Source organism: Shewanella sp. 10N.286.51.B7, assembly GCF_002873615.1.
GTDB lineage: Bacteria > Pseudomonadota > Gammaproteobacteria > Enterobacterales > Shewanellaceae > Shewanella > Shewanella electrodiphila.
Genome location: NZ_MCUF01000036.1, coordinates 23308 through 45630 on the forward strand (window position 1 = coordinate 23308; position 22323 = coordinate 45630).

At 39.4% G+C, this 22323-nt stretch carries 24 protein-coding genes; 18 read left to right on the top strand and 6 right to left on the bottom strand.

The genetic code is table 11. The features are described 5' to 3' along the window. The first annotated feature begins 72 nt into the window (after positions 1-72). From BCU84_RS11135 to BCU84_RS11190, 13 genes are all read left to right on the top strand, one after another. Entirely contained in the window at positions 73-792 is a 720-nt protein-coding gene (locus tag BCU84_RS11135; protein WP_102528162.1) for an SIMPL domain-containing protein, read from the top strand. Between the two features lie 26 nt (positions 793-818). Then, on the top strand, positions 819-1412 hold the full coding sequence (locus BCU84_RS11140; protein WP_102528163.1) for a phosphoglycerate mutase family protein: 594 nt from the start codon (positions 819-821) through the stop codon (positions 1410-1412). 164 nt (positions 1413-1576) lie between these two features. Continuing rightward, positions 1577-1864, top strand: a complete 288-nt coding sequence (locus BCU84_RS11145; RefSeq protein WP_102528164.1) for a Rho-binding antiterminator — start codon at positions 1577-1579, stop codon at positions 1862-1864. Positions 1865-1954: 90 nt separating this feature from the next. Next, positions 1955-2416, top strand: coding sequence for an acyl-CoA thioesterase (locus BCU84_RS11150; RefSeq protein WP_102528165.1), 462 nt, complete (start codon positions 1955-1957; stop codon positions 2414-2416). 140 nt (positions 2417-2556) lie between these two features. After that, positions 2557-2793, top strand: a complete 237-nt coding sequence (locus tag BCU84_RS20825) for a hypothetical protein (protein ID WP_198589565.1) — start codon at positions 2557-2559, stop codon at positions 2791-2793. A 41-nt stretch (positions 2794-2834) separates the two neighbouring features. Continuing rightward, complete coding sequence (locus BCU84_RS20830) at positions 2835-3332, top strand: hypothetical protein (protein ID WP_198589566.1); 498 nt, start codon at positions 2835-2837, stop codon at positions 3330-3332. Positions 3333-3652: 320 nt separating this feature from the next. Further along, entirely contained in the window at positions 3653-4315 is a 663-nt protein-coding gene (locus BCU84_RS11160; RefSeq protein WP_102528166.1) for a response regulator transcription factor, read from the top strand. After that, positions 4309-4929, top strand: a complete 621-nt coding sequence (locus BCU84_RS11165) for a DUF938 domain-containing protein (RefSeq protein WP_102528167.1) — start codon at positions 4309-4311, stop codon at positions 4927-4929. The genes BCU84_RS11160 and BCU84_RS11165 overlap by 7 nt, the downstream gene beginning before the upstream one ends. A gap of 131 nt (positions 4930-5060) precedes the next feature. Beyond that, positions 5061-5906: a D-hexose-6-phosphate mutarotase gene (locus BCU84_RS11170; protein WP_102528168.1), complete on the top strand. Its 846-nt coding sequence runs from the start codon at positions 5061-5063 to the stop codon at positions 5904-5906. A gap of 302 nt (positions 5907-6208) precedes the next feature. After that, the gene (locus tag BCU84_RS11175) at positions 6209-9460 is read left to right on the top strand and encodes a YdbH domain-containing protein (protein WP_102528169.1); all 3252 of its coding nucleotides are present in this window, start codon (positions 6209-6211) and stop codon (positions 9458-9460) included. A gap of 66 nt (positions 9461-9526) precedes the next feature. Then, the gene (locus BCU84_RS11180; protein WP_102528183.1) at positions 9527-9670 is read left to right on the top strand and encodes a YnbE family lipoprotein; all 144 of its coding nucleotides are present in this window, start codon (positions 9527-9529) and stop codon (positions 9668-9670) included. Positions 9671-9689: 19 nt separating this feature from the next. Beyond that, a complete protein-coding gene (locus BCU84_RS11185; RefSeq protein WP_102528170.1) occupies positions 9690-10010 on the top strand; it encodes a YdbL family protein in 321 nt (106 codons plus the stop codon). A gap of 386 nt (positions 10011-10396) precedes the next feature. Then, positions 10397-11155, top strand: coding sequence for a transporter substrate-binding domain-containing protein (locus BCU84_RS11190; protein ID WP_102528171.1), 759 nt, complete (start codon positions 10397-10399; stop codon positions 11153-11155). A 108-nt stretch (positions 11156-11263) separates the two neighbouring features. Here the strand turns inward: BCU84_RS11190 and BCU84_RS11195 are convergent, their stop codons facing one another. The 3 genes from BCU84_RS11195 to BCU84_RS11205 all read right to left on the bottom strand — a co-directional run bounded on the left by BCU84_RS11195 (position 11264) and on the right by BCU84_RS11205 (position 14515). Beyond that, positions 11264-11671 carry a hypothetical protein gene (locus BCU84_RS11195; protein WP_102528172.1) on the bottom strand — a complete coding sequence of 136 codons (408 nt, stop codon included), beginning with the start codon at positions 11669-11671 and terminating at the stop codon, positions 11264-11266. Between the two features lie 77 nt (positions 11672-11748). Further along, the gene (locus BCU84_RS11200; protein ID WP_102528173.1) at positions 11749-12387 is read right to left on the bottom strand and encodes a GNAT family protein; all 639 of its coding nucleotides are present in this window, start codon (positions 12385-12387) and stop codon (positions 11749-11751) included. Between the two features lie 247 nt (positions 12388-12634). Then, positions 12635-14515 (bottom strand): choice-of-anchor I family protein, encoded by a 1881-nt coding sequence (locus BCU84_RS11205; RefSeq protein WP_102528174.1) that lies wholly within the window; start codon positions 14513-14515, stop codon positions 12635-12637. A gap of 303 nt (positions 14516-14818) precedes the next feature. Here BCU84_RS11205 and BCU84_RS11210 point away from each other — a divergent pair, with 303 nt between their 5' ends. The 4 genes from BCU84_RS11210 to BCU84_RS11225 all read left to right on the top strand — a co-directional run bounded on the left by BCU84_RS11210 (position 14819) and on the right by BCU84_RS11225 (position 20302). After that, on the top strand, positions 14819-15976 hold the full coding sequence (locus tag BCU84_RS11210; RefSeq protein WP_102528184.1) for a multidrug effflux MFS transporter: 1158 nt from the start codon (positions 14819-14821) through the stop codon (positions 15974-15976). Positions 15977-16456: 480 nt separating this feature from the next. After that, on the top strand, positions 16457-18175 hold the full coding sequence (locus tag BCU84_RS11215) for an acetolactate synthase 3 large subunit (RefSeq protein WP_102528175.1): 1719 nt from the start codon (positions 16457-16459) through the stop codon (positions 18173-18175). Continuing rightward, on the top strand, positions 18175-18669 hold the full coding sequence (ilvN, locus tag BCU84_RS11220; RefSeq protein ID WP_102528176.1) for an acetolactate synthase small subunit: 495 nt from the start codon (positions 18175-18177) through the stop codon (positions 18667-18669). The genes BCU84_RS11215 and ilvN overlap by 1 nt, the downstream gene beginning before the upstream one ends. A gap of 208 nt (positions 18670-18877) precedes the next feature. Next, positions 18878-20302, top strand: a complete 1425-nt coding sequence (locus BCU84_RS11225) for a DEAD/DEAH box helicase (RefSeq protein WP_102528177.1) — start codon at positions 18878-18880, stop codon at positions 20300-20302. A gap of 111 nt (positions 20303-20413) precedes the next feature. Here the strand turns inward: BCU84_RS11225 and BCU84_RS11230 are convergent, their stop codons facing one another. From BCU84_RS11230 to BCU84_RS11240, 3 genes are all read right to left on the bottom strand, one after another. Further along, positions 20414-20836, bottom strand: coding sequence for a VOC family protein (locus tag BCU84_RS11230; RefSeq protein WP_102528178.1), 423 nt, complete (start codon positions 20834-20836; stop codon positions 20414-20416). Between the two features lie 26 nt (positions 20837-20862). Beyond that, a complete protein-coding gene (locus tag BCU84_RS11235; protein ID WP_102528179.1) occupies positions 20863-21282 on the bottom strand; it encodes a VOC family protein in 420 nt (139 codons plus the stop codon). A 92-nt stretch (positions 21283-21374) separates the two neighbouring features. After that, positions 21375-21569 (bottom strand): hypothetical protein, encoded by a 195-nt coding sequence (locus tag BCU84_RS11240; protein WP_102528180.1) that lies wholly within the window; start codon positions 21567-21569, stop codon positions 21375-21377. A gap of 206 nt (positions 21570-21775) precedes the next feature. Here BCU84_RS11240 and soxR point away from each other — a divergent pair, with 206 nt between their 5' ends. After that, positions 21776-22228, top strand: coding sequence for a redox-sensitive transcriptional activator SoxR (soxR, locus tag BCU84_RS11245; protein ID WP_102528181.1), 453 nt, complete (start codon positions 21776-21778; stop codon positions 22226-22228). Positions 22229-22323: the final 95 nt, after the last annotated feature.

Below are 22323 nucleotides of genomic sequence, written 5' to 3' on the forward strand. Positions count from 1 at the left end.
TAATTTGAGCGTCAATTCGGCAATAATATTCAAAATAGTATTCAAAATAATATTCAATTAAAGGAGCGTCTCTTGAACAATTCAAACAAATCCAGTGCCGCTATTTTAGGTGTGTTATTACTTGTTGGTTTATCAGTGATGGGATTATTACTGAAACAAGCGATTATTGAATACAAGTTATTGGATAGAAGTGTCACTGTTAAAGGGCTTGCTCAAAACGAATACCCAGCTGATGTCGTTATCTGGCCAATTCAATTTACTGCTGCTAGCAATGGTCTAGAGGCGCTTTATGAGCAAATTGATAGTCAGACAGCATTGATTAATCAATTTCTAGTCAGTAATGAAATCACAACTGATGAAGTCACTCAATCCGCGCCTACTATTACGGATAAATTAGCGCAGCAATATGGTGGTAACCAAACAGTAGAATACCGCTACACCGCATTGCAGACCATAACGGTGTATTCTACTGACATTGAAAAAGTACGAAGTGCAATGCCGGAGTTAACCCAACTAGGTAAAAAAGGTATCGTTTTTTCACAAAACAATTACGACGCACAAATTGAATATATTTTCACACGTTTAAATGAAGTTAAACCGCAAATGATAGAACAGTCGACCCGCAATGCACGTTTAGTGGCCGACAAATTTGCCAAAGACTCTGATAGCCAACTAGGAAAAATTAAACGCGCAAGTCAGGGTCAATTTAGCATCAGCAATCGCGATAAGAATAATCCACATATCAAACGCGTTAGAGTGGTATCAACGATTGAATACTACCTTGCTGATTAAGTTAACCCTAACCATAGGAGGACAAGATGGACAGTCACTATAGAAAACAATTAAACCGAAGATACTTTACAGGGCTATTGATGACATTTGGCCTGATCACTATTTTAGCTATTTTGATGTTTAGCAGTGGTTTAATTGCAGCCGAGATATCCAATACAAAAAAAACTAATTCAGAACAGCTAACAGACGTTAAAACCAAAACGATATTTCTTGTTCGACATGCTGAAAAAGAATCGGGCAATGACCCTTTCCTCACAGCTGAAGGCAAAATACGCGCGCAAAACTTATCAAATTTGCTTCAATCAGTGCCTTTAGATGCCATTTACAGCACAGATTATAATCGTACCCAAGATACCGCAAAGCCAACAGCATCAGTTCAGTCATTAACGATTACTAGCTATAACCCACGCAAATTGTCTGACTTTGCAACAGCAATAAAAGCCAATCACCACCAGCGGATACTCATTGTTGGCCATAGTAATACCACTCCTGAACTGGTCAGTTTATTAGGTGGCATTGCAGGAGATGAAATTGTGGAAGCAACTGAGTTTAATCGATTATACATTCTGACCATTGATCACCAGGAACAACAAACCAGCTCAGTTTTATTAAGGTACTAGTTGTTAAGGTACTAGCTTAAAAAATTATGCCGCACTTGGTTTTATCGTAGTTGATTTTAATACTATTGAATTTCATCACTCCCTCCCCCTGATATTAATCTAAATATTCATCTAAATTTAGCTTTACTGAAATTCAACGACCAGACAATTCTTTCGGAGTGTTTATGCTTAAATGTGACTTACACGATTACATCGAAATAATCTGCCTTTACCGATATCGCGTAGAGTTGACCATGAAAGATAACGCTATTATCGAAGGGGTGTTTTTTGATACTGGATTTAGCGGGGAAAAGTCCGATTCGGCCTGTAAATCAATTGAAAAAGTAGAGGTCATTAAAGGCCAATTAAGCAAGAATCAACAGCCTGTCACAGTCGAAATCCACAATATAAAACACATCAGGGTACTTACTGAAAATGCAAAGTTTACCCACTTAACCTTAAGTGATGACTAGGGCGTGTTGAGTTTCACTACCTATTTTGTGACGTTATCCGTATAATTCGCCATCCAACTAGAAGTACTAAAAATAAAATTAGGTAGTTGAATGCCCTTTACAAGTAACGTATCACCACAAGATAACCCATCATTTCCAGAAGATATCACTGCTCGAATTGAGCAATCTGAAGCAAAGGTCATCAAAGCGATATTTCCATCAAATACCAATCATCACAACACGTTATTTGGTGGTGATGCATTAGCATGGATGGATGAGACCGCATTTATTGCCGCGACACGCTTTTGCCGAAAAGCGTTAGTGACGGTCAGTTCAGATCGAATAGATTTTAAAAAAGCCATTCCCGCTGGCAGTTTAGCTGAATTGGTCGCGCGAGTGATTCATGTGGGTAATACTTCATTAAAAGTTGAAGTGAATATATTCGTTGAGGATATGTACCAAGATTTACGAGAGCATGCGATTCGAGGCGTATTTACTTTTGTCGCCGTCGATGAAGACAGAAACCCTATTCCAGTTTGGCAGTCAGCAGACATGGCTAAAGAACTCCTCTAACTGACCATATCAATTTTCATTAGCAAATAAGCATAATGAACCAAGGGTTATACACGAAATAACCTTTGCTCAATTCAGTTCAACTATGGCGGCCTATATCATAGGAATAATTAAATTATTTACTAGAATAGGCGCCATTAATGAACAAGTTACTCATTGGACTCAGCATTAGTATTATGACTTCAAGTGCTTATGCCGAAGAAGTCATCGAGAAAGAAGTACAAGATATGTCAGATCCATTAGCGGTATACACCCAAGTTGGCGGTGGCATTACTGATGCTGGACTTAATTTAAAACTTGGTCAAACCTATGATACAAACAACCCAGAAACTATGGGCATGAATATCATTGAAGGAAAGGGTTTGCTGGCGAATTAACCGGTTGGAATGGTTCATCAGATACTAACTCCATTAACTCTATGCGTTTTAGAAACTTTGGTGTTGATCTGACTAATGGCCGTGGTTCTCAATTTGATGCTCAATGGGATTTCGCTTCTAACCAAGGCAGCGCATCTTATAGCTTTATTCAAGCTTTACCAAAAATGGGGCCAGTTAACCTCTACCCATTAGCGGGTGCTGGTATTGCTGTTGGTGAGCCATTTGATGGTAGTACTGGTTCTGGAGTTACCGACCGTTACGACATGCATGGCAGTTTTTATGTTGTTGGTATGTATTCTAAAATTGAAATTAACGACAAAATATGGCTGAACTATAACCCAATGTACTTGGGTGCAATTTCAGGTTCTGAAGCCTTTAAATCGAGTGGTTTTTCAGGCGATGATAGCGTATTAACCCATGAGTTTGCGGTAAGCTATCAATTTACTCCGACACAAAACCTACGTCTATTTGCCAACTGGGATGAAAATACCCGTTTTGGTAAAGGTGAATACAGAGTCGAATACAACAAACAACTTTAATCGCTTTGAACTGAATCAACATCGATATCATCGAGCTGTTGAACGACAATATTGAAATTAAATCTTAAGTCTATAAACATACTTCTACACTTGCCATTAATTAGATTTATCGTTAAACAACAGGAGTCATATCATGACTCCTGTATTTTCTGCTCTAGCGAACAATACTTTCACCTCAAAGTTTATTATTAGACAAAAGTCTAAGCCATAATATTATTTAACTGTTTTCGTTATACTCTTGCACTTTAGCGTGGATCGATAACCAAGTTATCTGTTACATTAAAATTACCTTCACGTGCAACCAAGACAACTAAAAAGCCATGAAGCTACAAAATTTAAATATAATTATTGCTGATGACCATCCCTTATTTCGTAATGCTCTAAGACAAGCATTGAATAATGCTTTTCAAGGTACGAATTGGTTTGAAGCTGACAGTGCTGAAGCGCTGCAAACTATTCTTGATGATAAAGCCACAGATCTTGATTTGATTCTTCTCGATCTTCAAATGCCGGGTTCTCACGGTTACTCGACTTTGATTCACCTACGAGGCCATTACCCAGATATTCCAGTGGTGGTTATTTCTGCCCATGAAGATATTCAGACTATTAGCCGTGCGATTCATTACGGTAGTTCTGGTTTCATTCCTAAGTCAGCCTCTATGGACACCTTAAAACAAGCGCTCGATGCTGTGCTTTATGGTGACATCTGGTTACCAGAAGGGACAGAAATCCTTGAAGTCGATGATGATCCTACAAGTCAGATGGCCAACAAATTATCAGACTTAACGCCACAACAGTATCGTGTATTACAGATGTTTGCTGAAGGTTTACTTAACAAGCAAATCGCCTATGACTTTGGTGTGTCCGAAGCGACAATTAAAGCCCATGCGACGGCCATATTTCGTAAACTAGGCGTAAGAAACCGCACCCAAGCCGTTATCGCACTACAGCAACTTGAAATGGAAAAGGTAGACTTATCTTAAACCATGTTTCTCAGTTACCCTTTTCACAAGCCTGTGAGAATAACAAAGGGCCGATACTTGTTGAGCTACAACGCATTTTTCAACACAACCAACAAGTATTAGAAATTGGCAGTGGTACAGGCCAACATAGTGTGCACTTTGCAGCCAACCTGCCACAATTAACTTGGCAAGCGAGTGATCAAAACAGCTACTTAACTCATTTAAATGCCCGCATCGAATTAGTCGGAACTCATAATTTATTACCAGCCTTTGGTTTAGATGTCATGCTTGATTGGCCTGTAAAAATGATCTCTGCCCAACTCGATGGTGTATTTAGTGCCAATACCTTACACATCATGAGTAAATCTATGGTTGAAGCCTTCTTCCAAGGTGTCGGCAACGCTCTTTTACCTAAAGCACAGCTAGTGATTTATGGACCTTTTAATTATCAAGGCCAATATAGTAGTGAAAGTAATGCGTCATTTGATGAATGGTTAAAACAAAATAACCCTCAGAGCGGGATCAGAGACATTGAATGGATAACCGCTTTGGCTGCACAACAATCCTTTACTTTAATCAATGACGTTGAAATGCCAGCCAATAACCGTTTACTGCACTTTGGTCGACATAAATAACCCTTGTTTATGTCGTTTTTCAAACACTAAAACCGTATTAACAAAGAGTTAACCTCTTAAAATATTGATGAAAAATTTGTAAGCTAATAGCGAATATATTTTTCTGTTATCACACATAAGGAAAACGCATTATGGGTTCGGTTACCACTAAAAAACACCCAAACGGTTTAGATTATGTCGAAGTTAATACTGACTTGTGCCAAGCAAGTATTTTTCTTCAAGGCGCTCAAATAGATTATTTCCAACCCAAAGATAAAGCACCATTACTCTGGGTATCAAATGCTGATGACTATCAACCGGGTAATGGGATCCGCGGAGGCATTCCAGTATGTTGGCCTTGGTTCGGAGCCAGTCCAACCGAAGGGTTTCCACAGCATGGTTTTGCTAGAACCAGCATTTGGTCTTTAGCATCAGTCAAAATGCGTGATCAACTGGTTGATTTGACTTTCACTCTTAAAATTACCGAAGCCAACAAACAGTTCTGGCCCCATGATACTGAAGTCAGTGTGTTATTCACTCTAGGTGAAACACTGTCAGTGAGTATCGTTAATAAAAATAATGCCGATTACCCTGTAAACCTAACTCAAGCTTTACATACTTACTTCCCCATTGAAGATATCCATCAATTAACTGCTACAGGTTTTAGCGGCGCGAAATACATCGAATTTGGTAAAGGACCATATAGCCAAGATTCAGATGAAGTTAGCTTTACTCGTGAAACGGATAGAGTCTATACCGATTTAGCGAGTACTCAGTTGCTCCATACTCCAAATGGCACTATTGAAGTCAGTCGTGAAAACAGTCAATCAGCTGTGCTTTGGAACCCTTGGATAGATAAATCCGAGCGACTCTCCCGCTTTAACAATAACGACTACCTCACAATGGTATGTCATGAAACAGCCAATGTGCTTGAAGACGAAGTGTCATTAGCACCAGGTGAAAGCCACACACTCACGACACACATCCGCTGGGTATAAAGCAGGCTTACAATAACATTCTAAGATTATTGCCTAAGCTTAACGAAACTAAATCTGTAAGCTCAGTTAGTAAACTGAACGTACATTGAATTAATAAACTCAATGTACGTTCGTTAGTTTAGGCATTATTGAATGATTGATAAGTTGATTGAATGATTTGAATGATTTGAATGATTTGAATGATTTGAATGATTGTTTGATTGTTTGATTGTTAACTAAATGACAACTGAGCCATTACACCTAAGCTATGCTATCCTTTCCTGATTCAAATATATCAAAACCTTAAAAGACTCATTACCCTAATGGCAGTTCGAATTTTTACTGTTAAGCGATTATTTTTATTGTGCTTTTTTATAATCGCATTAGGTTTAGTCCTGCTTCAACAAAACTTCAGGCCCATTGCACTAAATTTAATCAACTCATTAACTGAGCCCTATAATATCGAAGTGATTGATGTTGACGTTAAACTGACTGAATTAACCCAATTTAAGCTCACCGATCTTAATCACTTATATTTCCCATGGCTGCAATTACGTTATCAAGATAGCTTTATTGAGTTTCGTGATATCAAGTTAGATCTAAAAGATGGTTACCATACCCTCAAAAATATGTCCTTAGCTGTTGAAGATATCAATGCGCTGCACATTCGTGATATTCAAGTCACATTAGGGGACAGTTTTTTTAAACGACAAGAACAAGGTGAAAACTCGGATAATATAGGTCTGAGCATTAACCAAATTCCACAAATAACACTCGACAATATCAGCGTATATTTACCTAAGTCGCTACAAAAAAAGGTTCCTTCCCCAGTTCTACGAACGAGTAAATTGCAGTTAACCCATGTGGAATCTGCCAAAAAATCTACCGATGCACCGCAGAAAACGGATACACATCAAGTACTGTCTGGAACAGTCAATTTGATGGAACAGCAAGTATTGGCGTTTGAACTGGCACTCGCTCAAACACAGTGGACGCTTAGCCATCAAACTGACTTTAATACCTTACTTAGTAGTATGACTGAGTTTAATCGTGCGTTAACACTCATGGCATCTGATGAGGCTTTATGCAATCACTCAGCCGTTTCGCAATCAGATTTTGTAACTGGATTAGATGACTTCGTCACTAGTATTGATGCATTAGCAATTGATGTTAACGGCATTTGGCAGAGTGATACACAACTTGATTTGATTCACGGTTCAATCGGCAGTCAGCATCAGATTATTCCTGTAACAGCATCAAATGGCGACGCACTTCCCCTCATTAGCAGTCGATTACTTTCAGGGATTAAATTCAGCTCAGATTCGCCTATCGATTTTTCGATAAACTATCTGCCAATGTCAGATACAGCGCCCGCTATGACGACCTTTGAACTGCAACCTTTAACTTGGCAGCAACGCACGACTCAACTGCAATTAGCCGATATCAATGCATTGTTGAGTCGCACAGAATTCGTTGATACCCCGTTCACAGCTCTCGCTAACCAAATGCTAAGTAAAATGACCAAACCTGTTGATTGGTCTATATCTTTAAAGAAACCGTTAACCATTGAAATGCCACTGGATGACACATCTTTAATCAACGTTTTGCCAACAAATGCCAGCTTACTTGTGAAGCATGACACTCTCACAACAGCATTAGATATCAATGATTTCACTGTGGACAGCCTCTCAATTGCGAATTCTTCAGCATCAAACGATAACTCATCCACCCTTAATAGAATGACACTGAACTCAAGACTAGATTTCAGTCTGAATCAGCATCACCCTATTGAACTAATCGAATTGAGTGAAGGCTTAGCATTAACGTCTACTAAATCTAGCGGTTCTGACAAACGTATTACACTTGATGGAAGCAGAATAAAATTTACTGCAAACGCCAGAGCTGATAATCAATCAATAAAAGTCACCCTATTGCCTCAGTCAGGAATTCACACAGAAAAGCTCAATGTTTATATGCCACAAAAGACATTGTCTTTTGAAAGCCTGCATTGGCAGCTTACGCAACCTTCAAGTATTGAACACATTCAAGCGCCTATTGAGACCAGTACTGATATAAACCAAAGCACAGATATAAACCAAGCTACTAGAAAATCTACACTCAATATTGGCAATTTTGCATTGGGCTTTGACCGCTTTTCATTTAAAACAAATGACATCAAACAACTGCTAAACGAGACTTTTGAAGTTGAGTTAGGCCAATTTGAGATCAACGCAACGCAAAATATCGCTTTGTTATTGGGTTCTTCGAACATCAAAGAAACTGACCATCGCCATGGTAGCGCTACTTCAAAAATGTCTACCCTTGAAACATTACTCGCCCAATCAAATCAAACCCAACTTAATTGGTCGTTACAAGATGTTCAAATTGATAAGCTCATTCCAAGCAAAACAAAGTTACGCCGTTACAAAGTACTGCGACTTGATGATATATCGCTTAGCCAACACTTAAACCTGCAGCATCAGCTGTTAACAGGTTCAGAACAATGGCAGCTCGATGAACTAATTTTATCCAGCTATCACTTGCTGCGGTTACCACAGCAAAACATGCCAGTTTCTTTAGCAGGTCAATGGCTGGTCGATACCGAGTTAGCATCGGTTGTTAATACCTTAGAGCAAACTCAAATGCTCCCCGAAAACTTATCCATTTCAGGCTATAACAAGCTTAAGGCTGGTTTTGCACTTAATGAAAGCCAAGGCGTGTCTTTGTTTGAAATGAAATTTGAACAGCAAGTCTCGCAGCTTGATGCACAATATAACGAAAACTATTTTAACAACGCGAATTTAACGGCTAATTGTCAATTCAATTGGCAGCAAGTTCATAGCACACCAATTCAACCTACGACCTACAGCCAAAGTCGTCTGTTGTGCCAACAAGCAGAACTCAATATTGCTGATGCTTACGTCGGTATTAATCTTGAAAATATTCAACTAAAAACCAATGTTTCACTAGGGAAAAATGATGAAATACCCGCCAAAAATTGGTTACAGGAAATTAGCGGGCTTAACGATACTGATGTTAATTTAACAGCCAGTGGCGACTTATTAGATGGAGAGTTTTTAGTGCCTGAGTTTTATCTAAAATTACACGATAAATCTGAAGGTTACTTTGTCTTAAATGGCATTAGCTTAGAAGCGTTACTCGCTGCACAGCCCCAGGTTGGTGTCTACGCCAATGGTATTTTTGACGGTGTTTTACCAGCAAGCTTAGTCGATGGTAAAGTCACTATTGCAGGTGGACACTTGGCAGCAAGGAAACCAGGAGGCTTAATTCAAGTGTCAAATAACCCGGCCCTTGAGCAAATTAGAACAACTCAACCACACTTAGATTTTGTTGTACAAACACTAGAACATTTAGAGTACAGCCAGCTAAGTAGCAGTTTTGACATGTCAGAAAATGGGGATGCTTCACTCAAAGTGCAAGTGAAAGGTCAAAGCCAAGATATTGAAAGGCCAATACATTTAAACTACTCTCATGAAGAGAACTTATTTCAATTATATAAAAGTACGCAGATTGGCAACCAACTGCAAAATGATATCGAACGATCCGTGAAGTAAAAGGACAACTCAGTGAAAACGCATTCGATTAATACACTTTGGCTTTTATGCGCGAGCAGTCTGTTAATGAGCGCTTGCTCGCCAACAGTCAAAATAGCCCCTCCCGACAAGCCCATTGAGATAAATCTCAATGTCAAAATCGAGCATGAAATCATTATTAGAATTGATAAAGAGCTCGACATACTTTTAGAAGATGACGAGCTATTTTAATTAATAAGGAAATCACATTATGAAGTTACCCATCATAGCCTTATTAACAGGGCTTTTATTGTCAGCAAATGCTTATGCGTTAACCCTACAGCAAGCAAAAAGCCAAGGCTTAGTTGGTGAGCAAACCAATGGCTATTTAGGCCTAGTCGTCAATGATAAAGCTGCAAAACAGTTAATGTTAGACGTTAACGCAAAACGTAAACAACATTATCAAAAAATAGCTAAAAAAAATAAGCTCTCAACCACTGATGTTGCCAATAGAGCGGCTAAAAAAGCGATTGCGGCGGCGGATAAAAATCATTTCATTCAAAATTCATCCGGGAAATGGCTGCAGAAATAAGCGACTTTTGAGTGTTCTTCCACCTTAAAGTGTAAATGTCATCATTTTTTATCATCAATTTAGTTTACTTAAACTAGGATAAAAATTGATGGCATTATATATTTCACTTTATGCCATAACACCCACCCTTTACGATATGTGGCATATAAGCGCTTGTTGTTATTAACCTTTATCACCTCGCTTTTTGCTTTCATTCGCAATACTCATTCTTAAGTTAATTTTCTCTTTTTATTATTGATAAATTTGCCATTAAATTATACAAATTTTAGGTGTCCCTATAGAGCTTGTGGGTATTTTATTCGTAAAACAAAAGTGTTACATTTGTGAGATAAGTCATTTTTTTGTCTGGTGTCATTTTTACATCAGGCGTATATACCTTTGAGAATATGAACAAGATTTTATCTGCCATTGCAGCACTTATAATACTAATAAACCCTGTTCAGGCTAAACCTGTCGTTAACGTGGGCGGTTACTTGTTTGCCCCTTATGTGAATATCTCTGAGGCCGGCATGTTTCAAGGGTTTACCATTGATTTAATCGCAGCGTTCAATGAACTTCAATCAGAAGTCGACTTCCAATTTGTTAATACCAGCATTGAAAATCGCTACCAAGCATATGACATTGGTCGTTTCGATATGATGATTTTTGAAAGCCCTATTTGGGGTTGGCAAAACTTTGACACCACCTTTATCCCACTTGATATTGTCGACGGTGAAGTGTTTATCACCCTTAGAGATAATGACAAAAACCAAGAATATTTTTCATCTTTTAAAGATAAATCATTAAGTCTTGTGAGTGGCTATCATTATCAATTTGCAGACTGGAATACCGACAGCCAAGAGTTAGCACTCAATTTTGATATTCAGTTTGTTAATACCAATAAAGCATCAATAGAAAGTGTTCTCAAAGGTCGCGCCGATATTGCCCCTGTCACCCATTCATACCTTATGCACTATTTGCAAACTCACCCTGATGCACGGTCGCAATTGCTGATCTCAGAGAGATTGGATCAAGCTTACTCTCATAGCATCTTGCTCAAACCGAATTCTGTGGTTTCGGCAAGTCATGTGCAAAAGTGGTTTAATGAAATTCGCGATTCAGGAAGATTGAAACGTATTGCAGAAAAGTACAATGTAGAAATTTAATATGATTTAGGCTTTAAAACACAAGTCAGCATCTTGAAGATACTGACTAAGAAATCTGTTAAACAATAGATGATGCTGAGCGCATCATCTATTAACTCTACAGCTAAATTACATGGTTACCATCGCCCAATATTCAAGGCGAGACTTTGGATCCAGTACCACTTTCTTACATAAATCTTTGTACTTACCCATTAATGGTCCTAAACCACTTGAGCCGCCAAGGCTGGCAATTTGTTGCTCTTTTGCAATCGCAACTGCCGCTTCTACTTTCTCGGCAGGCATATATTGTCCAGCAATCTTTTCAGCTTCAAGACCTGAATCTTTAAGTCTGCCGCCAACGGCTTGCATCTGTGGTGCATCCATCCCCATGATCACACCAGATGCGATTTCGTAATACGCAGCGCATTGCACTAACTCGTTACTGAAAGCTTCTTCAGCTTTATCTTGTGCATAGCTACTGCTTGCGGCAGTAAGTAAAACCACTGCTGCAGCTAATTGAAATCCTTTGTTTAACATGAAATATCCTTTATTCCTGATACTTAACTGATTACGACTTAAACCACAATAACCGTTAAATTGACTCAGCTTTATGGTTAGTAATTTATCTCTGTATGCAAAATGGCATTGGCATTTTGCTGTTGATAATAATCTAGGCGATGTTTTAAATGTTTTTTTACCGTGGCCCATTCACTATCGATGATCGAATACACCACAGTGTCTCGTACTGTGCCGTCTTTCAATAATTTATGGTTTCTCAGTACACCATCTTGCTTCGCACCCAAGCGCATAATGGCTTGTCTAGATGCTTGGTTATGCCAATGGGTTCTAAACTCTACGGCCATCACATCCAAGGTTTGAAATGCATAAGTGAGTATCAGTAATTTAGTCTCTGTATTCACCGCTGTACGCTGTGCTCTTTTGGCATACCAAGTGTAACCAATTTCTAAGCGACGATTGGGTTGATCCCAATTACAGATACGAGTACAACCAATGACTTCACCTGAAGTCTTTTCTCTGACCACAAATGCTAAAGCTTCACCATGACTCTCTTGCACTAAAGCCTTTTCCACATAAGCCTTCATATCATCTGGGTGAGGCACAGTGGTAAACCACAATTCCCACAAACTCCCATCAGTTGCAGCTAGACTTAACGCAGTCACATGCTCAAGTGTCAACGGTTCTAAAATGACATGCTCACCAATTAAGCAAGCGTCACTGTTTACTTCTGCCATTATCTCTCCCGCCCAGTCGTTAACTTGCTCACATAAATACAGAATACATGATCTTAAGCAGAATAAAATCTCCTTTTTATACAATAAAACGATAACTGTATTAGCCACTGTTGTTCACTGAGTATTAGTTAGCCATATCAGGAATATTCATCAGGTGCTTTCGCTAACCAAATAAAAAGCCAATACTTTTCAGTATTGGCTTTGCACAGCGAGAGCTGCCGTTGAGTATTAATACAACAGTGTGCTTTTATTGATTAAAATCCAGCTGATAAACACTTGTCGTGCCACTCACTTCATTGCCAATAACTAACAATGGTTTGCCTGTCAGATTCATATCAGCACCGATAAACTTCATGCCTTCAGGCCCTAAGTCACCAGCAAGCTCAGGTTGACCTGAAATATCATCACCATCGATTTCAAAATCAATATCAAAATCTCGATTTATCACATAATCAATAAAGCTAACATCAAATGGGTTAGTAATATCGTAAACCATAAAACCACCCGTGCGCTCTATTCCGATGAAAGCATATTTTTTATCACCAATTTCTCCAATAGCTAACGCTTCAGGTTCTGGCCCTTTATCATCACTACGGCTATCGCCTTTGCTTTCTTCGTTATGATTGTTGAAGTTATCACCTAAGATCGCCGCTGTAATGCGCTCGAACTGGCTAGCACTGTCAAAAACTTGTTGGCCATCATGGGTCCATATCGAAAAAGAACGTGCGCCATATGAGACGATTTTATCCATATCACCGTCGCCATCATCATCGCCCATGCTAGTGGTAATTTTTAAACGTCCTAGCTGAGTCTTATCTTGTGCTGTTAAAATTTGTGGATGGTTTGGGTCTAGCAGTAAGTCTTCAGCCCGCTCTTCTTCTGAAAAACCGTCATAATCACGTGCGTCACCTTCATTGGCTGTAACAATAAAGTCCTGATCACGCCATTGGTAACTTGCTATCGTATCTGGCTGATACATGCCGTAAACACCTTCGTATGCCGTGATGTTGATAGCATCATCTTTATCACTGGCATCGATTTCGTTACCCGCTTTTCCGTAATCTTTAAGACCAAGTGCATTAATCGCTTCAACCGTATTATCAGCCAAGTTAATCACTGCAATAGCATTGTTTTCTTGTAGGCTGACATAGGCATATTGGTTATCTTTAGAGACTGCAATATATTCAGGCTCAAGATCTTCAGAAACTGAAGCACCAGGGCCATTAAGTTTAATCAGGTCGCTTAATTCATCATGGCGTGCATTGCCTGCATCAAACTCGTTAAAGGTAATCAAGGTAGCAGTATCGGCAGGAATATTATCAACCACTTCGATAATTGAAATGCTGCCTTCGGGATCTACCGTGTAAGCATCGTTAGGCTCACCTTCATTGGCTATAATCACTTTGGTACCGTCATGGGTAAACACCACGTTATCGGGTAATGCACCTACGTTGACAGTTTTAATAAAGCTTGGCGCATCAACATCAGATAATTGATAGAAGGCGATAACACCGTTCCCTTGCGTCGCATTGCCTACATCATCAGCTCTTTCAACGGCAGCAGCTAAAAGGTCGCCATAAATACTGATGCTATTAACGCTACCTAGACCAGTTAATTCTGCATCTGTAGCAACATCTAAACTGTTTACTTTTTCTAAGTTACTTAATGTAGAAGCCTCTGCTGCATCAACAGCTTGAGTCTCAACACTCTCAAGGCTAATAGCATCGACCATGCCACTTTGAGCATTGACCACAAACGCTAGATGACTTGCTACGTGATAATCAACAATTTCAGCAGCACTTTTCCCAAACACACCAGACTCGTAACGACCTATAAGCCCTAAAGATAAAGCGCCTTGCTGAGCATCACAGATAATCTGAGTTTGGGCAGTAATGATTTCGTCACTGTCTAAAATGCCATTTCCATTGGTATCAATGCCGGTATCGATTTGCTTTCCACCAAAAGGACAAATAGCATGACCAGAAGCTAACGAACTTGTCGTGAGTAACGAAATTAGTCCATTAGTACCATCACTACCTTTGCTGCCATCAGAGCCGTCGTCACCATCGCAGCCAGTTAATAGCATCATAGAAACAATAGCGGCTATGGGTAAAATATTGGTTTTCATCATCACTTTCCTGTTACGTACTTGTTATTAAAATTTCAGGTAAGCTACCCAAGTTCAATGACAATCACGCGACACTCTTGTTAAGCTATTGTTACATCCTATTTAGTTGATCCAGTAAAGATTTTGATACAAGTTCTTATTAAATAATTCCCATTAGCAAACACTAATCATGTTAAAATCCTCTATGGAATTTTCTTCGTTCCTCTTCTTTTGCCTTCACTCTTTTTTATTACTGAGGTATGTGTGAGCCCGTCTTCAAACACTCATTCAAATAGTACTGCACAAAACTCTCCGCATCTTGCCATGTTAATTCCAATGCTTGCGGCCATTGTTGCTATCACGCCATTAGCTATTGATATGTATTTACCGGCGATGTCAGCTATTGCAATAAGCTATGATGCCCACGTCACCACCGTACAACAGTCTTTAAGTATTTATTTAGCTGGGTATGCGCTTGGCATGCTGACATTCGGCCCAGTTGCGGATCGTTTTGGTCGTAGGCCTTTGGTCATTTTCGGCCTCAGTGGTTTTACGCTAATTAGTTTATTTATCTCTTTTAGTAGCAGCATTGAAACATTTTTAGCCTTGAGGTTTATTCAAGCGTTTATTGGCGCCGCTGCAACTGTGGTTGTTCCTGGTTATATCAAAGAGGTTTATGGTGATAACACGGCTAAAGGCATGTCTTATGTCAGTTTAATCATGATGCTTGCCCCTTTATTAGCGCCAACACTTGGCAGTTTAATTTTAGAGTTTGGTGAATGGCCGCTGATCTTTATAAGCCAAAGCTGCTACGCGATTGTATTGTTAATGCTGGTGTTGTTTAAACTTAAGATGCCAAGCGATAAGGCAAAAGACAGTCGCAGTACTCAGTCTTTTCTTAAGTCCTATAAAACCGTGTTAACTCGTCAGGGCGTCAAGGTTAATATCACTTGTGGCGTGCTCACATCGTTTGCTTTTTTCTGTTACTTAACAGCCTCTCCTTTCATATATATGGAAGTGTTCGGGTTAGATAAATCACTATTCGCGATTTTGTTTAGCACTAATGTCGGCGCGTTGATGCTCGCTAATATTGTCAATTCAAGGATTGTCGGTCGCTATGGATCTAGCCGAATGTTGTTTGTGGCCACGGTGTTTGCAACGCTTTCAGCCACTGGGTTGTTGATCGTTAATATTATTGACCTAAGTTACCATTACACAGTGGCAATGCTCATTCCATTAATGGGCTGTTTAGGGATTATGTCAGTCAATGCTGATGCGATTGTATTGATGAAATTTAAAAAGGAAACTGGAACTGCGACTGCCGTGATTGGTACATTGCGCTTTGGGTTTGGCTCTCTTGCAGGACCTTTACTAGCAGTGTTTTACACAGGTACTGCAGTGCCTTTTTCTGCAATGATGCTGATTTCAGTTATGTTAGTCATGGTCTGTTTGCTATTTCAGCGAACTCAACCAGCACATTAGAATTTTATGAATAAGAGTGATGCTATGTATCACTCTATTCAATAATGCCACTATCCCATTTTCATTATTAAATTGATCAATTCCTGTTCCAGCTATTTTAGCCAATATGTGCGTCCTAAAATGTTCTATGTGTACGCTCTATAACAAAAGTTATATTCAATAAACTGCAAATAACACTTAATTTAATGTGTTTTTCTGACTTATTAGTCATTATTAATCAATATTCATGAAATACACTCAAGTTTCTTAGTTAATTTCAAAATCACTCTTGTATCAAGTTCAAAATTAATTATGATGAAATCATCTTGTTTCAATTGGTGTTATCTCAATATCATATGAAAACAAGACAATTATCTAAGGCGGTTATCGACTGCAAAGATAAACGAGTTCGAATTACCATTCGAACCTACTTTTAGAACGATTACCGTCGTTGTAACAAGATACTGTTTACCCACAACGGTAACTTAAGAGGATTTAGCAATGGAAAAATTATCCGGCGCAAGCATGATAGTGCGCTCGTTAATAGACGAAGGCGTAAAACACATATTCGGCTACCCTGGTGGCTCAGTTCTTGATATCTACGATGCTCTTCATAAAATTGCAGGTGTAGAACATATCCTTGTAAGACATGAACAAGCTGCTGTCCACATGGCTGATGGCTATGCGCGCGCAACTGGTGATGTTGGCGTAGTACTAGTCACTTCAGGTCCTGGAGCAACCAATGCGATTACAGGTATTGCTACTGCATACATGGACTCTATCCCAATGGTGGTCTTGTCAGGCCAAGTACCCAGTAACCTTATTGGTAATGATGCATTCCAAGAATGTGACATGATTGGTATTTCTCGACCGATTGTAAAACACAGCTTTTTAGTGAAAGATCCCCGTGAAATCCCTGAAATTATCAAAAAAGCCTTCTTTATTGCTGCAACTGGCCGCCCTGGACCTGTGGTTGTCGATTTACCAAAAGACTGCTTAAACCCTGAGCTTCTTCACGACTACGTTTACCCAGAATCAGTCAACATGCGTTCTTACAATCCAACGACATCAGGCCATAAGGGCCAAATCCGTCGTGGTTTACATGCATTATTAGCGGCTAAAAAACCTGTGTTATATGTAGGTGGTGGCGCGATTATCTCTGAGTGCGACCAGCAAATCCTGCAACTGGCAGAACGTTTAAATATTCCTGTGATTAACACATTAATGGGTTTAGGTGCTTTCCCAGGCAGTCATCCGCAATTCTTAGGTATGCTTGGCATGCACGGCCGTTATGAAGCCAACATGGCAATGCATAACAGTGACCTTATTTTTGGTATCGGTGTGCGTTTTGATGACCGGACAACGAATAATGTCGAGAAGTACTGCCCTAACGCAACCATCTTACATATTGATATTGATCCGTCTTCGATATCAAAAACAGTCAGAGTAGATATCCCAATTGTTGGCTCTGCTGAAAACATTTTAGACAGCATGCTCAAGCTACTTGATGAGACTCAAAAAACCAATGACAGCGAAGCACTCGATGCATGGTGGACTGATATCAATCAATGGCGTGAACGTGATAGCTTGGCATACGATAAAACCACCGATCGTATTAAGCCGCAGCAAGTGATCGAAGTACTGCATAAATTGACCGACGGTGATGCCTACGTCACATCTGATGTTGGCCAGCACCAAATGTTTGCTGCACTGTATTATCCATTTGATAAACCACGTCGCTGGATAAACTCTGGTGGCTTAGGCACCATGGGCTTTGGTTTACCTGCAGCCATGGGTGTTAAAATGGCAATGCCAGATGAAACCGTTGTTTGTGTTACTGGTGATGGTTCAATTCAAATGAACATTCAAGAGCTATCAACGGCACTGCAATATGATACCCCAGTGAAAATCATCAACTTGAATAACCGATTCTTAGGTATGGTAAAGCAGTGGCAAGACATGATTTATTCAGGTCGTCACTCTCATTCTTATATGGACTCAGTACCGAACTTTGCCAAGATTGCAGAAGCCTATGGCCATGTTGGCATGACGATTAGCGATCCTAATGAACTTGAGTCTAAGCTTGCAGAAGCATTAGCAATGAAAGACAAATTAGTCTTTGTTGATATCAGTGTTGATGAAACTGAGCACGTTTACCCAATGCTTATTCGTGGTGAGTCAATGAAAGATATGTGGTTAAGCAAAACGGAGAGAAGCTAATGCGTCGTATTATTTCTGTATTACTTGAAAACCAACCGGGCGCGTTATCTCGTGTTGTAGGTTTATTCTCTCAACGCGGTTATAACATTGAAAGTTTAACCGTAGCGCCAACAGAGGACACCACATTATCGCGTCTAAATATTACCGTTAATGCTGAAGCCAATGTTCATGAGCAAATCGAAAAACAACTGCACAAGCTCATAGATATATTAAAAGTGTCCAATATCACTGAGAATGCACACATTGAACGTGAGTTGGCATTAGTTAAAGTTAAAGCTCAAGGCGAACTACGGGAAGAAGTAAAGCGCACTGCTGATATTTTCCGTGGCCAAATTGTCGATGTCACTTCAAGCCTTTATACAATTCAAATGGCGGGCACTAGCGATAAAATCGATGCATTTATCAGTGCATTAGCTGAGGTCACTAAAGTGATTGAGGTATCACGTTCGGGTGTTGTAGGTCTTGCGCGTGGTGATAAGGCCATGAAAGCATAAACCTTGTAAAAATTAACATTTACAGTGTATCGCTTTAATAGTGTTAAATCATGATCCGTAAAGGGAGCATTTGCTCCCTTTTTAATCCTTAGCCACAAACTCAGCTATCCTATACTTTATCCACTCTGCTATAATACTCTGCTTTTCAAAGTCGCAATGTTATCAACTAACATTGCAGACACTACTGACATTTTACCTGAGATAACACATGCCATTTTCCAAGCTTGGATTAAGCGAACCCATCACACTTGCTCTTAATGAGTTAGGCTACAGCGCGCCGACTCCAATTCAACAAAAAGCAATTCCAGTGGCCTTGTCGGGTAAAAATATCATTGCTGCAGCGCAAACAGGTACCGGTAAAACAGCTAGCTTTGTCTTGCCAATACTTGAACGTTTCAAAGAGCCTCGTAAAGTACGTGGTAAACGAGTTAAAGCGCTGGTACTTGCTCCAACTCGCGAACTAGTAGTACAAGTAGAGCAAAATATTCAGCAATACAGTAAGCATTTAACCATCAATTCAATGGTGATGTACGGCGGCGTTGACAGTAAACAACAGAAACAGCGCCTCATTGAAGGCATTGATATACTCGTTGCCACACCAGGCCGTTTGCTAGATTTGTACACCCAACGTGCAGTCCACTTTGACGAGCTAGAAGTGTTAGTGCTCGATGAAGCCGATCGCATGCTCGATATGGGCTTTATTGAAGACATTAATCGCATTATTGAGTTGTTACCTGACGAACGTCAGAACATGTTGTTTTCAGCCACTTTATCAAATCAAGTTCGCGCATTAGCAAAAACGGCAATGAAAACGCCGATGCAGATTTCTGTTGAAACGGATGCCGACGCTAAGCCTAAAATTGATCAATGGTTAGTCACCGTTGATAAAGATAAAAAATCCGCTTTATTAAGTCATTTAATCCAAGAAAATGATTGGAAACAAGCGCTAATCTTTATTGAAACCAAGCATGGTGCAGCGAAACTTGTTACCCAATTAGAGAAACGAGGCATCATAGCAGAGTCTTTCCATAGTGGTCGAAGTCAGCCGATACGCGAGCAGATTTTAGCAGACTTTAAAGCAGGTAAAATCACTTACTTAATTGCTACTGGTGTCGCTGCTCGTGGTATTGATATTGATGACTTACCAATAGTCATTAACTATGACTTACCATTTCCTGCTGACGATTATGTTCATCGTATTGGTCGTACAGGCCGTGCTGGCGCACAAGGTACTGCTGTCTCATTGGTGTCAAAAGATGACTTTAAAAACCTGTGCGCAATTGAGCGTCGTTTAGGCCATATTATTGAACGCAAAGAGGTTGAAGGTTTTGCACCAAGAAAAGAAGTGCCTATTTCCATTTTAGATTTTGTGCCTAAAAATCCAAAAGCGCCAAAGCCTAAAACAGATCAAGATAAGCCTAAGATGTCACGTGGTAAATCTGACAAACCAAAGAATAACCACTACAACAAAAATAAAGCTAAAAAATTCAACCAAGAAGAAGCCGCGAGTTCACCTTATGGCGCTAAAAGTACACAGCGCACTTCTGATGATCGCCGTTCACAAGGTTCATCTGAGTCAAAACCTGCATCAGTCCCAAATGGTAGTGGCAGTGTGAACCCATGGAAACAGTAATCTAAATTCTAAAGCCTGCATTTCAAATTAATGATGCAGGCTTTTTGTTTTAGATTTAGATTTAGAGTTAGATTTAGTTTTCTATTATATTTTATTTCGCTTAGCACAAGTTCACTGCTTTATATTCACTCGCCATGGCGGATTTAAGCGGTTTTCTCCCGCCCAATACAGTTTGATTTTATTCCCTGACGGATCAAATAACACCGCTTCACACCAAAGATAAGACTCATCAACAGGTAACTGTTCAAATATAATTCCCTGTTGTATTAACGCTTCAACCCACACATCTAAATCTTGGTGCTCAAAGTAGATCACGCTGCTATTTTCTCTCTTCTGTATAGAATCAGATCCTTGCAAAGACTCTCCACCCAAAAAAGACAAAGAGAATGTCGCCTCACCTTCAGGACAAGCAAATCGTGCATAATGATTACCATCGGCTGCAGTACTTACAATTTGTGTAAACCCCAAGGTTAGGTAAAACTCACAAGCTTTAGCCATATCATTAACAGGGATCGTGATTTGATTTAATCTCATAGTATTTATTCCAATTAGACCGTGATCTATAAATAGCAATTACGCTCACTCGGGATATCCGTTAAATACTCAACAAATTCTACTTCGTGGTCATTAGGATCGATGTAATACACGCTGTTGTAGTTCGCGTCTTTGCCGCCAATAATCGCTATTTCAAAACCTGCTGCAATCAGCCTTTGATTTAAGCTTGCTAAATCTGTCACCACATAGGCGAAATGAGCAAGTCCTAAATCATAGCCTTCAACTGGGCGGATTTTTCCTTTGCCATTATCATTGAAAGAAAGGTAGTTATAGTCATCGCCAAAATGAATCCATTTTCGCTGCACCCCATGCCATTCCCCTTCTCCACCACCTCTGACTTTCCAATGAGGAAATGCCGCTTGATAAAATTTAAGTGTTGTTTCTAAATCGTTTACGACAAAATTTAAGTGCTCTAAGCGCATAATATTTCCTTATTTTTGATTTTGATTTAACTAGCTGTTTTCTATAAATACCTAACTATGTTCAAGTCATTTGTTATGTCGTTGCTTTTCTGTCGTTATTTGATGTTCATCGTTTGGCAAAAAAGTAGTTGGCTTTTCGCTATCACATCCTCAATCGCTTTCTGAGTATCTTCATCAGTCATTAGCTTTTGCTTGATTCTCTCGCTTACAGAACTTGTCATCTTGAATGGCTTGTTGTCCTTGATTGCACTCTTATTAACGCTTGTGGAATAACTCATCGCTTTACTCATATCTGCCTCCTGCAAATTTCTGTTCGTTGACTTGATAGCGGTTTATTAAATGAACGCCTGTCAATTTAGTGAACGGTTATATAAGATGAAGTCACTATAAAACCTCAACCTAAGTTGAGGTAAAGTATTTTTATTAGAAAAGTAGTTAATTTTTCATTGAGACAATCATTTGAACGAGCTGCGACTAAAAAGGAAATGGGAGTCATATGTTAAATGAAGCGGATTTAACCGTTGGTCAAGTTGCAAAACGTTGCGGTATAAAGGTGTCTAGTCTGCACTTTTACGAGACTAAAGGATTGATTAGCAGCTTACGCAATCAAGGTAATCAGCGACGATATCGCCGAGATGTGATCAGGCGTATCTCAGTTATCAAAGCGGCGCAGAAAATGGGCGTCAGTTTACAAGAAATAAAACAAGCCTTGAGCTTTTTACCCAATGAACGAACACCAACAAAAGAGGATTGGGCTAAATTATCTCAAGCATGGCACGATAAACTCACTCAACGTATTCATTACCTTACTGAGCTAAGAGATTCACTAAATGGATGTATTGGTTGCGGTTGTTTATCTATGAAAAGTTGTCCAATTTACAACCCAGAAGATGCACTTGGTATCGATGGCGTTGGCTCTGTCATCTTAGATAATTCGGTGAAAAAATAAAATCATAGAATACTACTTTAGTAGCTTGTAATTACGATGAAAAATTCCTTTAATATTATTTAAAACAAAAGGAATTGTCATGAATAATATTATTA

Bases quoted from the DNA above. Each gene is read 5' to 3' on its own strand.
- BCU84_RS11140 (WP_102528163.1), top strand. From the start codon at position 819: ATGGACAGTCACTATAGAAAACAATTAAACCGAAGATACTTTACAGGG.
- BCU84_RS11145 (WP_102528164.1), top strand. From the start codon at position 1,577: ATGCTTAAATGTGACTTACACGATTACATCGAAATAATCTGCCTTTAC.
- BCU84_RS11150 (WP_102528165.1), top strand. From the start codon at position 1,955: ATGCCCTTTACAAGTAACGTATCACCACAAGATAACCCATCATTTCCA.
- BCU84_RS20825 (WP_198589565.1), top strand. From the start codon at position 2,557: ATGAACAAGTTACTCATTGGACTCAGCATTAGTATTATGACTTCAAGT.
- BCU84_RS20830 (WP_198589566.1), top strand. From the start codon at position 2,835: ATGCGTTTTAGAAACTTTGGTGTTGATCTGACTAATGGCCGTGGTTCT.
- BCU84_RS11160 (WP_102528166.1), top strand. From the start codon at position 3,653: ATGAAGCTACAAAATTTAAATATAATTATTGCTGATGACCATCCCTTA.
- BCU84_RS11170 (WP_102528168.1), top strand. From the start codon at position 5,061: ATGGGTTCGGTTACCACTAAAAAACACCCAAACGGTTTAGATTATGTC.
- BCU84_RS11175 (WP_102528169.1), top strand. From the start codon at position 6,209: ATGGCAGTTCGAATTTTTACTGTTAAGCGATTATTTTTATTGTGCTTT.
- BCU84_RS11180 (WP_102528183.1), top strand. From the start codon at position 9,527: ATGAGCGCTTGCTCGCCAACAGTCAAAATAGCCCCTCCCGACAAGCCC.
- BCU84_RS11185 (WP_102528170.1), top strand. From the start codon at position 9,690: ATGAAGTTACCCATCATAGCCTTATTAACAGGGCTTTTATTGTCAGCA.
- BCU84_RS11190 (WP_102528171.1), top strand. From the start codon at position 10,397: ATGAACAAGATTTTATCTGCCATTGCAGCACTTATAATACTAATAAAC.
- BCU84_RS11195 (WP_102528172.1), bottom strand. From the start codon at position 11,671: ATGTTAAACAAAGGATTTCAATTAGCTGCAGCAGTGGTTTTACTTACT.
- BCU84_RS11200 (WP_102528173.1), bottom strand. From the start codon at position 12,387: ATGGCAGAAGTAAACAGTGACGCTTGCTTAATTGGTGAGCATGTCATT.
- BCU84_RS11205 (WP_102528174.1), bottom strand. From the start codon at position 14,515: ATGAAAACCAATATTTTACCCATAGCCGCTATTGTTTCTATGATGCTA.
- BCU84_RS11210 (WP_102528184.1), top strand. From the start codon at position 14,819: ATGTTAATTCCAATGCTTGCGGCCATTGTTGCTATCACGCCATTAGCT.
- BCU84_RS11215 (WP_102528175.1), top strand. From the start codon at position 16,457: ATGGAAAAATTATCCGGCGCAAGCATGATAGTGCGCTCGTTAATAGAC.
- ilvN (WP_102528176.1), top strand. From the start codon at position 18,175: ATGCGTCGTATTATTTCTGTATTACTTGAAAACCAACCGGGCGCGTTA.
- BCU84_RS11225 (WP_102528177.1), top strand. From the start codon at position 18,878: ATGCCATTTTCCAAGCTTGGATTAAGCGAACCCATCACACTTGCTCTT.
- BCU84_RS11230 (WP_102528178.1), bottom strand. From the start codon at position 20,836: ATGAGATTAAATCAAATCACGATCCCTGTTAATGATATGGCTAAAGCT.
- BCU84_RS11240 (WP_102528180.1), bottom strand. From the start codon at position 21,569: ATGAGTAAAGCGATGAGTTATTCCACAAGCGTTAATAAGAGTGCAATC.
- soxR (WP_102528181.1), top strand. From the start codon at position 21,776: ATGTTAAATGAAGCGGATTTAACCGTTGGTCAAGTTGCAAAACGTTGC.